The sequence below is a fragment of the Salmonella sp. SAL-020 genome, assembly GCF_017372215.1.
Taxonomy (GTDB): Bacteria; Pseudomonadota; Gammaproteobacteria; order Enterobacterales; family Enterobacteriaceae; genus Salmonella; species Salmonella enterica.
Map to the genome: position 1 here is coordinate 3,406,752 of NZ_CP071690.1, position 12,835 is coordinate 3,419,586.

General features: G+C 51.4%; 13 protein-coding genes and 1 other RNA gene. 9 read left to right on the top strand and 5 right to left on the bottom strand.

Translation table 11 applies throughout. The features are described 5' to 3' along the window. Positions 1-89: 89 nt before the first annotated feature. The 6 genes from acrA to J1G48_RS16720 all read left to right on the top strand — a co-directional run bounded on the left by acrA (position 90) and on the right by J1G48_RS16720 (position 6,889). A complete protein-coding gene (gene acrA, locus J1G48_RS16695; protein WP_001039202.1) occupies positions 90-1,283 on the top strand; it encodes a multidrug efflux RND transporter periplasmic adaptor subunit AcrA in 1,194 nt (397 codons plus the stop codon). A 22-nt stretch (positions 1,284-1,305) separates the two neighbouring features. Further along, positions 1,306-4,455 (top strand): efflux RND transporter permease AcrB, encoded by a 3,150-nt coding sequence (gene acrB, locus J1G48_RS16700; protein WP_001132508.1) that lies wholly within the window; start codon positions 1,306-1,308, stop codon positions 4,453-4,455. Between the two features lie 495 nt (positions 4,456-4,950). Beyond that, positions 4,951-5,325, top strand: coding sequence for an Hha toxicity modulator TomB (tomB, locus tag J1G48_RS16705; RefSeq protein WP_000344807.1), 375 nt, complete (start codon positions 4,951-4,953; stop codon positions 5,323-5,325). Between the two features lie 27 nt (positions 5,326-5,352). Further along, positions 5,353-5,571: an HHA domain-containing protein gene (locus tag J1G48_RS16710; protein ID WP_001280991.1), complete on the top strand. Its 219-nt coding sequence runs from the start codon at positions 5,353-5,355 to the stop codon at positions 5,569-5,571. A 178-nt stretch (positions 5,572-5,749) separates the two neighbouring features. Next, positions 5,750-6,301 (top strand): maltose O-acetyltransferase, encoded by a 552-nt coding sequence (gene maa / locus J1G48_RS16715; RefSeq protein WP_001278793.1) that lies wholly within the window; start codon positions 5,750-5,752, stop codon positions 6,299-6,301. Between the two features lie 117 nt (positions 6,302-6,418). Further along, the gene (locus J1G48_RS16720) at positions 6,419-6,889 is read left to right on the top strand and encodes a YlaC family protein (RefSeq protein WP_000136183.1); all 471 of its coding nucleotides are present in this window, start codon (positions 6,419-6,421) and stop codon (positions 6,887-6,889) included. 55 nt (positions 6,890-6,944) lie between these two features. On the opposite strand, the gene ykgO is transcribed toward J1G48_RS16720, so the two are convergent. Beyond that, on the bottom strand, positions 6,945-7,085 hold the full coding sequence (gene ykgO, locus J1G48_RS16725) for a type B 50S ribosomal protein L36 (RefSeq protein WP_001197749.1): 141 nt from the start codon (positions 7,083-7,085) through the stop codon (positions 6,945-6,947). A 5-nt stretch (positions 7,086-7,090) separates the two neighbouring features. Further along, entirely contained in the window at positions 7,091-7,351 is a 261-nt protein-coding gene (locus J1G48_RS16730; protein WP_000801415.1) for a type B 50S ribosomal protein L31, read from the bottom strand. Between the two features lie 224 nt (positions 7,352-7,575). Between J1G48_RS16730 and J1G48_RS16735 the strand changes: the two genes are divergently transcribed. Beyond that, positions 7,576-9,126 (top strand): EAL domain-containing protein, encoded by a 1,551-nt coding sequence (locus J1G48_RS16735; RefSeq protein WP_000213140.1) that lies wholly within the window; start codon positions 7,576-7,578, stop codon positions 9,124-9,126. A gap of 49 nt (positions 9,127-9,175) precedes the next feature. On the opposite strand, the gene ffs is transcribed toward J1G48_RS16735, so the two are convergent. Beyond that, positions 9,176-9,272, bottom strand: an RNA gene (gene ffs / locus J1G48_RS16740) — signal recognition particle sRNA small type. Between the two features lie 84 nt (positions 9,273-9,356). Here ffs and J1G48_RS16745 point away from each other — a divergent pair. Continuing rightward, complete coding sequence (locus J1G48_RS16745; protein ID WP_000961287.1) at positions 9,357-9,746, top strand: MGMT family protein; 390 nt, start codon at positions 9,357-9,359, stop codon at positions 9,744-9,746. Between the two features lie 32 nt (positions 9,747-9,778). On the opposite strand, the gene J1G48_RS16750 is transcribed toward J1G48_RS16745, so the two are convergent. Next, a complete protein-coding gene (locus tag J1G48_RS16750) occupies positions 9,779-10,348 on the bottom strand; it encodes a YbaY family lipoprotein (protein WP_000779802.1) in 570 nt (189 codons plus the stop codon). Between the two features lie 214 nt (positions 10,349-10,562). Between J1G48_RS16750 and tesB the strand changes: the two genes are divergently transcribed. Then, entirely contained in the window at positions 10,563-11,423 is an 861-nt protein-coding gene (tesB, locus tag J1G48_RS16755; protein ID WP_000084176.1) for an acyl-CoA thioesterase II, read from the top strand. 99 nt (positions 11,424-11,522) lie between these two features. Here the strand turns inward: tesB and amtB are convergent, their stop codons facing one another. Then, entirely contained in the window at positions 11,523-12,809 is a 1,287-nt protein-coding gene (gene amtB / locus J1G48_RS16760; protein ID WP_000684917.1) for an ammonium transporter AmtB, read from the bottom strand. Between the last annotated feature and the right edge of the window lie 26 nt (positions 12,810-12,835).

A 12,835-nucleotide genomic window follows, 5' to 3' on the forward strand; every position in this document is an offset into this window, starting at 1 on the left:
CCATAGCACGACGATAATATAAACGCAGCAATGGGTTTAAGGACCTTTGACCATTGACCAATTTGAAATCGGACACTCGAGGTTTACATATGAACAAAAACAGAGGGTTAACGCCTCTGGCGGTCGTTCTGATGCTCTCAGGCAGCTTAGCGCTAACAGGATGTGACGACAAACAGGACCAGCAAGGCGGCCAGCAGATGCCAGAAGTTGGAGTTGTCACACTAAAAACGGAACCACTGCAAATCACAACTGAACTTCCGGGTCGTACCGTTGCTTACCGTATCGCCGAAGTTCGCCCACAGGTAAGCGGCATTATCCTGAAGCGTAATTTCGTTGAGGGAAGTGATATCGAAGCGGGAGTCTCTCTCTATCAGATTGATCCTGCGACCTACCAGGCGACTTACGACAGCGCTAAGGGCGATCTGGCAAAAGCGCAGGCCGCCGCGAATATCGCTGAACTGACGGTGAAGCGTTATCAAAAGCTGCTGGGTACGCAGTACATCAGTAAGCAGGAATACGATCAGGCGCTGGCTGACGCGCAACAAGCGACTGCCGCCGTTGTCGCAGCAAAAGCCGCCGTTGAAACCGCACGTATCAACCTGGCGTATACCAAAGTCACCTCGCCGATTAGCGGTCGTATTGGTAAGTCGTCCGTAACGGAAGGCGCGCTGGTACAGAACGGTCAGGCGTCGGCGCTGGCGACAGTGCAGCAGCTGGACCCTATTTATGTCGATGTGACCCAGTCCAGCAATGACTTCCTGCGCCTGAAGCAGGAGCTGGCAAATGGTTCGCTGAAACAGGAAAACGGCAAAGCGAAGGTCGATCTGGTGACCAGCGACGGTATCAAATTCCCGCAGTCCGGTACGCTTGAGTTCTCCGACGTGACCGTTGACCAAACCACCGGGTCTATTACTTTGCGCGCCATCTTCCCTAACCCGGATCACACCTTATTGCCAGGAATGTTCGTTCGCGCACGTCTGCAGGAAGGGACAAAACCGACGGCATTACTGGTTCCACAACAGGGCGTTACCCGTACTCCACGCGGCGATGCCACGGTGCTGGTGGTTGGCGCTGATAACAAAGTGGAAACCCGCCAAATCGTCGCAAGCCAGGCGATCGGCGATAAGTGGCTGGTGACTGACGGGTTGAAAGCGGGCGACCGCGTAGTCGTCAGCGGGCTGCAAAAAGTACGTCCTGGCGCACAGGTTAAAGTGCAGGAAATTACCGCGGATAACAAACAGCAAGCCGCAAGCGGTGATCAACCTGCTCAGCCCAGGTCTTAACTTAAACAGGAGCCGTTAAGACATGCCTAATTTCTTTATCGATCGCCCTATATTTGCGTGGGTGATCGCCATCATCATCATGTTGGCAGGGGGGCTCGCGATCCTCAAATTGCCGGTAGCGCAATATCCGACGATTGCGCCACCAGCAGTGACGATCTCCGCAACCTACCCTGGCGCTGATGCGAAAACGGTACAGGATACCGTCACGCAGGTTATCGAACAGAATATGAACGGTATCGATAACCTGATGTATATGTCCTCCAACAGTGACTCCACGGGGACCGTGCAGATCACGCTGACCTTTGAATCCGGCACCGATGCGGATATCGCGCAGGTTCAGGTTCAGAACAAGTTGCAACTGGCAATGCCTTTACTTCCCCAGGAAGTACAGCAACAGGGCGTGAGCGTTGAGAAGTCCTCAAGTAGCTTCCTGATGGTAGTGGGCGTCATTAACACCGACGGCACCATGACCCAGGAGGATATTTCGGATTACGTTGCCGCCAATATGAAAGATCCGATCAGCCGTACCTCTGGGGTGGGCGACGTTCAGCTGTTTGGTTCGCAGTATGCGATGCGTATCTGGATGAATCCGACAGAGCTGACCAAATACCAACTGACGCCGGTCGACGTGATTAACGCGATCAAAGCGCAGAACGCCCAGGTCGCGGCAGGTCAGCTCGGTGGTACGCCGCCGGTAAAAGGCCAGCAGCTTAACGCATCGATTATTGCCCAAACGCGTCTGACCTCAACGGATGAGTTTGGCAAAATCCTGCTGAAAGTGAATCAGGATGGCTCCCAGGTTCGTCTGCGGGATGTAGCGAAAATTGAGCTTGGCGGCGAGAACTACGACGTCATCGCGAAATTTAACGGTCAGCCAGCGTCAGGTCTTGGCATCAAACTGGCTACCGGCGCCAACGCGCTGGATACCGCTACCGCTATTCGCGCCGAACTGAAAAAAATGGAACCGTTCTTCCCGCCAGGGATGAAAATCGTCTACCCGTATGACACCACGCCGTTCGTGAAGATCTCTATTCATGAAGTGGTAAAAACGCTGGTCGAAGCGATTATCCTCGTGTTCCTGGTGATGTACCTGTTCCTGCAGAACTTCCGCGCGACGTTGATTCCGACTATTGCGGTTCCGGTGGTGTTGTTGGGAACCTTTGCCGTGCTTGCGGCATTCGGTTTCTCGATAAACACGCTGACGATGTTCGGGATGGTGCTCGCCATCGGCTTGCTGGTGGATGACGCCATCGTGGTGGTCGAGAACGTCGAACGTGTTATGACGGAAGAAGGCCTTCCGCCGAAGGAAGCGACGCGCAAATCCATGGGCCAGATTCAGGGCGCATTGGTGGGTATCGCGATGGTACTGTCGGCGGTATTTATTCCGATGGCCTTCTTTGGCGGCTCAACCGGGGCAATTTATCGTCAGTTCTCTATCACCATCGTATCGGCGATGGCGCTGTCGGTGCTGGTCGCGCTGATCCTGACGCCTGCGCTGTGCGCGACGATGCTCAAACCCGTCGCCAAAGGCGATCATGGCGAAGGGAAAAAAGGCTTTTTCGGCTGGTTTAACCGCCTGTTTGATAAGAGCACGCATCACTACACCGATAGCGTAGGCAATATTCTGCGCAGCACCGGGCGTTATCTGCTGCTCTATCTCATTATCGTCGTCGGTATGGCTTATCTGTTCGTTCGTCTGCCAAGCTCTTTCTTGCCGGATGAAGACCAGGGCGTATTCCTGACAATGGTCCAGCTCCCCGCCGGCGCGACGCAAGAGCGCACGCAAAAAGTGCTGGATGAGGTCACGGATTACTATCTGAACAAAGAGAAAGCCAACGTTGAATCGGTATTCGCCGTCAACGGCTTCGGTTTTGCAGGGCGCGGTCAGAATACCGGTATTGCATTCGTGTCGTTGAAAGACTGGGCCGATCGTCCAGGCGAAAAAAACAAGGTTGAAGCGATTACCCAGCGGGCAACCGCAGCGTTTTCACAAATTAAAGATGCGATGGTCTTCGCCTTTAACCTACCGGCGATTGTTGAACTGGGCACCGCAACCGGGTTTGACTTCGAGTTGATTGACCAGGCGGGACTTGGTCATGAAAAACTCACCCAGGCACGTAATCAGTTGTTCGGCGAGGTGGCGAAATATCCTGATCTGCTGGTCGGCGTTCGACCTAACGGTCTGGAAGATACGCCGCAGTTTAAAATCGATATCGACCAGGAAAAAGCTCAGGCGCTGGGCGTGTCTATTAGCGACATTAATACCACACTGGGCGCAGCATGGGGCGGCAGCTATGTAAACGACTTTATCGATCGCGGTCGTGTGAAGAAAGTTTACGTGATGTCCGAAGCGAAATACCGCATGTTGCCGGATGATATTAACGACTGGTACGTTCGTGGTAGCGATGGTCAGATGGTGCCGTTCTCCGCATTCTCCTCTTCCCGCTGGGAATATGGTTCGCCGCGTCTGGAACGCTATAACGGTCTGCCTTCGATGGAAATTCTGGGTCAGGCGGCGCCAGGCAAGAGTACTGGTGAAGCGATGGCGATGATGGAGGAACTGGCCAGCAAGCTGCCGTCAGGCATTGGATATGACTGGACCGGGATGTCCTACCAGGAGCGGTTGTCCGGCAACCAGGCCCCTGCCCTGTATGCTATCTCGCTGATCGTCGTCTTCCTGTGTCTGGCGGCATTGTATGAGAGCTGGTCTATCCCGTTCTCCGTAATGCTGGTTGTTCCGCTTGGGGTTATCGGCGCGCTGCTGGCTGCGACCTTCCGCGGACTGACTAACGACGTTTACTTCCAGGTGGGCCTGCTCACAACCATTGGGTTGTCGGCGAAGAACGCGATACTTATCGTCGAATTCGCCAAAGACTTAATGGATAAAGAAGGGAAAGGTCTGGTAGAAGCGACGCTGGAGGCCGTTCGGATGCGTTTGCGCCCGATTCTGATGACCTCGTTAGCGTTCATGCTGGGGGTTATGCCGCTGGTTATCAGTTCCGGCGCGGGTTCCGGCGCGCAGAATGCGGTAGGTACTGGCGTACTGGGCGGGATGGTAACGGCAACCGTACTGGCTATTTTCTTCGTACCGGTCTTCTTCGTGGTGGTACGCCGCCGCTTTAGCCGTAAAAGCGAAGATATTGAGCATAGTCATTCGACAGAACATCGCTGATTTGCTCACTGTTGATAAGGCCGCGCAAGCGGCCTTTTTTACGCAAAAATCATAAAATACGCTTATTGTTAGATTGATTATTTTTTGCCATATTAATAAAAGGTATAATCCTTACTGCGTTAAAGGCTTTTCTTAGGAAAGTTGGCCATTTCTTAATTCAGCCATTAATTAAGAAATATTAAGAATATTCCTGGCTATTTTCTCCTGTCAGAGTCTATTGTTTTAGCCTGAAAAGCTAAAAAACGTTAACCCAATGATTACACAAACAATAAAACTGGTTCCTTTTTAGGCGACCGACGATCACTGTTAAAATTCGAAAAAGTATGGCAACACGCGGCTTTCACGCAATTGTAATTTTTCGTAATATGACGATGAAAAGTTTTTTAGAGTAGATTATAGTTAAATCATAAGGTGACGTGGGAAGTACCAGGTTAGTTAGTTGTATCCATCCCGAAGGTGTTCGGTTAGTTTAAGCCACTAAAAAGGGGATGCATTATGGACGAATACTCACCCAAAAGACATGATATAGCACAGCTTAAATTTCTTTGCGAAACCCTGTATCATGACTGTCTTGCAAACCTTGAAGAAAGCAACCATGGCTGGGTTAATGACCCGACCTCAGCAGTCAACCTGCAGCTCAATGAGCTGATAGAGCATATTGCAACTTTCGCGCTTAATTATAAAATTAAGTACAATGAAGACAATAAATTGATTGCGCAGATAGATGAATACCTGGACGACACCTTTATGTTGTTCAGCAGCTATGGTATTAATACGCAGGATTTGCAAAAATGGCGTAAATCGGGCAACCGCCTGTTCCGTTGTTTCGTCAACGCCACCAGGGCCAATCCTGTTAGTTTGTCTTGTTAAAAATTATTACAATCATAGGTAGAATTTATGTCTGATAAACCATTAACTAAAACTGATTATTTGATGCGTTTACGGCGCTGTCAGACAATTGACACTCTGGAGCGCGTCATTGAGAAAAATAAATATGAATTGTCCGACAATGAGCTGGCTGTATTTTACTCAGCTGCGGATCACCGTCTTGCAGAATTGACGATGAACAAACTCTACGACAAGATCCCCTCTTCAGTATGGAAATTCATTCGTTAATCACGCTACATTACTTTTTAGAGAACACGCAGGTGTTATCTGCCTCCTCGTTCTGGCTAATAACACAACGGGCTATTATAGAACAGTGATATAGATCACATAGCAATAGCAGGGAACGTTCCCTCTAATACTTTATTATTGCTTCTATTGCGATAATATCCACCAAGGGGAGCGCGCGATGAGTGACGAAAAACAAAAAATGATCGCTGGGGCACTGTATTGCCCGACCGATGAAACTTTATGCCAGGATCGACTGCGGGCGCGTCAACTCATCCATCAATACAATTATACTACGCCTGATGAAATAAATAAGCGTCAGGCGATTTTACGCGACCTGTTGGGTCGATGCGAAGACGCCTATATTGAACCTTCCTTCCGTTGCGACTACGGCTATAATATTTTTCTTGGTCACTCCTTTTACGCTAACTTCGACTGCGTCATGCTTGATGTTTGCCCTATTCATATTGGCGATAATTGTATGCTCGCGCCAGGGGTACATATCTATACCGCCACGCACCCGCTGGACGCCGTCGAACGCAACAGCGGCAGAGAATTAGGTAAACCCGTCACTATCGGAAATAACGTCTGGATAGGCGGACGAGCCGTCGTTAATCCTGGCGTAACCATCGGCGATAACGTCGTCGTCGCTTCAGGCGCTGTGGTGACAAAAAACGTACCGCCAGACGTCGTGGTAGGCGGAAATCCGGCGCGAATCATTAAAAAATTGTAGTTCAAATGATAACTGTTATGCTAATTCGTGGTTAATCTGTTACTTTTTTCACGTTACACCTCCCTTTAAAATGGGCTGTTACTACCCCCTATGTCGCAGAAATCATGAAGGCAAAAGATGACAGAGATACAGCGCCTGCTTAGCGAAACTATTGATGACTTAAACGTCCGTGAAAAACGCGATAACAGGCCGCGTTTTAGTATCAGTTTTATCCGCAAGCATCCTGGGTTATTTATCGCGATGTATGCAGCCTGGTTTGCGACGCTGGCGGTCATGCTGCAATCAGAAACGCTGGTGGGGTCAGTGTGGCTGTTAGTGGTGTTATTTATCGCATTTAATGGCTTCTTCTTTTTCGACATCGCCCCGCGTTATCACTATAACGACATCGATGTGCTGGACCTCCGGGTCTGTTACAACGGCGAATGGTACAACACCCGCTTTGTTCCCCCCACGCTCATTGAGACGATTCTTCAGTCTCCACAGGTGGATAATGAACATAAAGTCCAGCTGCAAAAAATGGTTGCCCGTAAGGGCGAACTTTCCTTCTACGATATTTTTACGCTGGCCCGCGCAGAAGCCAGCCGGTAATAAAAAAGTGCGCACCCTCCCTGGTACGCACTGCTTTCCCTGAACCGTTGGTTTTTTAACGTCTTTTTTTACGCCCCTGAACCGCCTTAAAACGCGGATTTGTTTTACAAATCACGTATAAGCGTCCTTTGCGTTTGACTATCTGGCAATCCGGATGCCGTTGTTTTGCATTGCGAAGTGAGTTTAACACCTGCATTTCATTTACCCCCGTTTAGCGCCGATAAAATGACCAAAACGTTTCTGGAAGCGTGCGGCGCTACTTTCGCTATCAAACGTTTTCTGTCTACCGGTATAAAAAGGATGCGATTTTGATGACACATCAATAGTGACATACGGATATGTCACGCCGTCCAGTTCGATTTCACGTTCAGTTTTGATAGTTGATCCCACTTTCACATATTCATTTGCGCTGGTGTCGTGAAATACGACGGTGCGGTATACAGGATGAATATCAGGTTTCATTGCGCTCTCTCAATTATGTTATAACATAACAATAAAATACGCTATCAATGCTCCTTTTTCAACCGGTAAACATTCACGATCTCTTCCTGGCGGCAAAAGCAACGTGGCGTAACGCGTTAGTCTGGCCCCTGTATCTGTAAAATCGATAAAATAGCTTTATCATTCAAGGGCGCGATTTACGATCGGATATACTTTCTCTACGCTGTGTTTATAAGGACATCACTGTGACAACACGACATCTGGTCAGCCTGGTAACGGGAGTGCTTATCCTGTCTGTCCTTTTCCCGATAGGATTGAGCCTGTGGCTGGCGCACCGTCAAGTTGAAAAAAGGTTTAACGAAGAGCTGGATATCTTCTCGTCCCGGGTGGCGCTACGTACAGAAAGGGTCAGTGACCAGGCAAAAGCCGCGTTAACGCATATTGCCTCCTTTAAAGGCGAGCCCTGCAGCAGCGCCCATTTACTCGCCATGCGCCGCGTGTCTTATAGCTTTCGGTATGTCCAGGAAGTTCTGTATCTTAAAAATTCGATTCCCGTTTGCTCCTCACTTGAAAAAGAGAGCCATATTCCCGCTTTCCCTCCGCCCATGAAAATCACTCGCGACGGTTATCGCGCCTGGTTTACGGCGCAAAACGATCTGGGTATAAAACGTTATATGGCGGCACTCGGGAGCGACAGCTATATCGTGATGATCGACCCGGCGTCCTTTATCGATGTGATTCCGTTTGGCGCATGGCCGATTGACGTCGCTATTATTGGCCGGGAACGCAATACTGTGGTTGCCAGCAGCGGTAACCTTGACCCCGCTATTCTTCCGCTCATTCACCATGAGACGCCCCTGCGGCTGGAAAACCGAGGCATTCAGTATGCTATCCACCCCTTTCCGGAAATGGGCATTACTATCGTAAGCTGGGCACCGACCGCTCCGCTGGAAAGGAGCTGGTATCGACAGGCGTTTATCTGGCTACCGGCGGGCATCGTAACGGGTCTGCTGGCCGCGGCCTTTATTCTGCGTATTTTGCGTCGGCTACAGTCGCCCCGCCACCGTCTCCAGGATGCGATAGACAATCGCGAAATTAACGTACACTATCAGCCTATTGTCTCCCTGAGCAGCGGAAAAATTGTCGGTGCCGAAGCCTTAGCTCGCTGGCAACAGGCGGACGGCACTTTCCTTTCGCCGGAAATTTTTATCGCGCTGGCTGAACAAACCGGGCTCACGGAGCCGCTAACCCGGCTAATCATCGACACCGTTTTTGAAGACATGGGGAGTTGGTTAAAGTCCCACCCCGAACAACATATTTCAATCAATCTTGAGGCATCCGATCTGGCGTCGGAAACGTTGCCGACGCTGTTAAGCACGCTGCTGAACCGTAGCCAAATTTCTCCGTCGCAAATCGCGCTTGAGTTAACGGAACGCGAGTTCGCCGATCCGAAAACCAGCGCGCCAATTGTCGCCAGATACCGTAACGCGGGACATTCAATTTATATTGATGACTTTGGCACCGGCTATTCCAGCCTCAGCTACTTACAAAATCTGGATGTGGATGTCCTTAAAATTGATAAATCTTTTGTCGATGCGCTGGAATATAAAAACGTCACGCCGCATATTATTGAAATGGCGAAAACGCTCAAACTTAAGATGGTCGCAGAAGGCATCGAAACGACCAGGCAAGAACAGTGGCTACGCCAGCATGGCGTACATTATGGTCAGGGCTGGTTATACAGTAAGCCCCTACCCGCTACGGCATTTATTCTTTGGGCGGAACAGCGGCTATAACGTCGCACAGCAGAAAAGAACAGTGTGGAGAGGCACAAATGGGTGGGGGCCCTGCCAGCTACATCCCGGCACACGCGTCATCTGCCTTGGCTGCTTCCTTCCGGACCTGACCTGGTAAACAGAGTAGCGTTGCGGGAGAACCAACAGAGCCCCCATTGAGAGCGTTGTGAACCAACGCGCAGGCGCATTATCACTGCTATATCGTGCAATTGCAACCCATCAGGCATCGGATGCTGGTTTCTTGCGCATCCGGGCTTTCCTCCCCCCTTATTCCAGATTATCCTGAAGCATTAACGCAGGATTCTATTATGGATATTCAGGACACATTTCCTCAACGCGTCTGGCAAATCGTCGCTTCGATCCCGGAAGGGTTTGTCACGACCTACGGCGATGTCGCCCGGCTTGCCGGTTCCCCTCGGGCAGCGCGTCAGGTCGGCGGAGTTTTAAAACGTCTGCCGGAAGGCAGCACTTTACCATGGCATCGGGTGGTGAACCGCCAGGGCGCAATATCACTTACCGGGCCGGATCTACAGCGGCAACGTCAGGCATTACTGGCGGAAGGCGTAGTGGTGTCGGGAAGCGGACAAATCGATTTACAACGCTATCGCTGGGTGTATTAACCCTCTCCGTAACGGAGAGGGTTGGCGCAGGATTAATACTGGGTAGGCGCAGGAACGGCAGAAGACGGATTGACCTGGGTCGGCGAAGTCGATGGAACCGTCGTCGTCGCACCACCGCTGGCCTGCACAGGCACCGCCGTTTGCTGTACCGGTACCAGCGTCAGATCCGCTTTAGTGCCGCCATTGTTAATCACCGGTTTCACGCTATCGGTAATAAATACCAGCTTATTGTCAACGGTGATGGCCGCGCTCAGGAGAATACGCGCGTTAGGTTGAATATCTGATGGGTTAAACGGCAACACAAAACTGAAAGGCGCCTGTTTACCTTCGGTACGTACCGCTTTTTGCGACAGCACCTTAGACGGCGCATCAGCCAGCGAAGCATCTGAAAGCGTCACGGTCAGCACCGCATCTGGCGGCAGAGCGACCTTCTGGCGGATCCAGACGGTACCGGAAACATTGGGTTGCTGAATAGTAGACTGGTTAGCTGTAATCGACATGTTAGGGTTTGGCGCAGGCGTCTGGATATCAGCGCTTTTATCAGCGCAGGCCGCCAGAGATATCGCAACCGCTAAACCACTTACGATGTGCACGAGTTTCATTCAATTCTCCTTATCATCAATGCACCAGCAGGCCTTTCCCCCCGCCGGAAGAGTGGTTAACAGAAACATAACGTGATTAAGTGTGGCACATGTCACTCATTTTTGCCTGGAATTGGTCTGTTATTCAGACTTTTGTACCCATCGGACCACTTGCAAAATTGCGTTATACTCTGCCCTACCTCGCTTCGGCATCGTTGTCACCTGGAGAGTATGTATGAGTCAGACACTGAATAATTTGCTGACATTATTGAATCTGGAAAAAATTGAAGAAGGACTCTTTCGGGGCCAAAGTGAAGACTTAGGGCTGCGCCAGGTATTTGGCGGTCAGGTGGTGGGCCAGGCGCTCTATGCCGCCAAAGAAACGGTGCCGGAAGCGCGACTGGTGCATTCATTCCACAGTTATTTTCTGCGGCCAGGCGATAGCCAAAAACCCATTATCTATGACGTAGAAGTGCTGCGCGATGGGAATAGCTTCAGCGCCCGCCGCGTTGCCGCAATTCAGAACGGGAAACCCATCTTTTACATGACCGCCTCATTCCAGGCGCCGGAACCGGGTTTTGAACATCAAAAAACCATGCCGACAGCAGTCGGGCCGGAAGGACTACCGTCAGAAACGGAAATCGCGCAATCGCTGGCGCATTTACTGCCGCCGATTCTGAAAGAAAAGTTTCTCTGCGATCGCCCGCTGGAAATTCGTCCCGTCGAATTTCACAATCCGTTGAAAGGTCACGTCGCCGCGCCTGTGCGTCAGGTATGGATTCGCGCCAACGGCACCGTTCCGGATGACATTCGCGTCCATCAATATTTACTGGGATACGCCTCGGATCTGAATTTCCTTCCCGTCGCGCTTCAGCCTCACGGCATCGGTTTTCTGGAAAAGGGCATTCAGATCGCCACGATCGATCACTCTATGTGGTTCCATCGTCCGTTCAATTTTAATGAATGGCTACTTTATAGCGTGGAGAGCACTTCCGCCTCCAGCGCCCGGGGCTTTGTTCGCGGCGAGTTTTATACTCAGGATGGCGCGCTGGTCGCTTCAACCGTGCAGGAAGGGGTAATGCGCAATCACAATTAAAAAACGTGCCGCTATGCGGCGTTAATGGCCTGATGACGCTGCGCTTATCCGGCCTACGGTAGACTGGGTAAGCGCAGCGCCATCAGGCATGTTGCGCAATCACGCGTTATACGCATTCTCGCCGTGACTGTTCACATCCAGCCCCTCGCGCTCCTGCTCTTCCGGTACACGCAGTCCAACAAGGATATCCGCCAGTTTGTAACCAACAAACGCGACAACGCCGGACCAGACGACCGTAATAGCAATACTTTCCAGCTGTACCATCACCTGATGTCCCATCGTAACGCCGTCGACAAAGCCGACGCCGCCCAGCGAACTGGCGGCAAAAACGCCGGTCAGGATACAGCCGACTATTCCGCAAACGCCGTGAACGCCAAATACGTCGCACGGATCATCTACCCGTAACAGACGTTTAAGCATGGTGACTCCCCACAATCCCGCCAGACCCGCAATAACGCCGATAACCAGCGCGCCGCCAACGCCAACATAGCCACAGGCTGGCGTCACGCCGACCAGACCGGCAATCGCGCCGGAACACGCCCCCAGCAGGGAAGGCTTACCGCGTAGAGTCCACTCGCCGATAATCCACCCCAGAATCGCGGCGGCGGTCGCCACCACGGTGTTCACAAAGGCCAGCGCTGCTATCTCGTTTGCGCTACCCGCAGAACCCGCGTTAAACCCAAACCAGCCGATATACAGAATCGCAGTACCGGTAAAGACCATCGGCAGGTTATGGGGTTTAAATGCTTCTTTCCCAAAGCCGACGCGTTTGCCAATTAAATAAGCCCCCACCAGCCCGGCGATAGCGGCGTTAATATGCACCACCGTACCACCGGCAAAATCCAGCGCGCCGTGAGCAGCCAGCAGGCCGCCGCCCCACACCATGTGCGCAATCGGGATATAAGAGAGCGTGAACCACACCACGACAAAAATCAGCACCGCCGAAAAACGAATACGCTCCGCCAGCGCGCCGACAATCAGCCCGACGGTAATACAGGCGAAAGATCCCTGAAACGCGACATGAATATACTGATAAATCGTCCCCGTTACCGCCGTCAACGCGATATTCTTCAACATCGCCCCATCGGTATTACCGAAGAAATGATTCCCTTCGCCAAAAGCCAGCGAATAGCCGTACACCACCCATAAAATACAGACCAGCGCAAAGGTGACGGTCACTTGCGTTAACATTGACAACACGTTCTTGGCGCGAATTAATCCGCCGTAAAACAGCGCGATACCCGGTATCGTCATGAACAGCACCAGCGCGGTGCAAATCATCATAAAAGCACTATCCGCTTTATCGGCAACCGCCGGCGCGGCTATCGTTAGCCCAGGCAGCAGCGCCAGTGAAGCCAGTGTGGTTTTTATCATCGCTATCTTCATTTTTTCATTTCCTGTTGCTGTGTGGC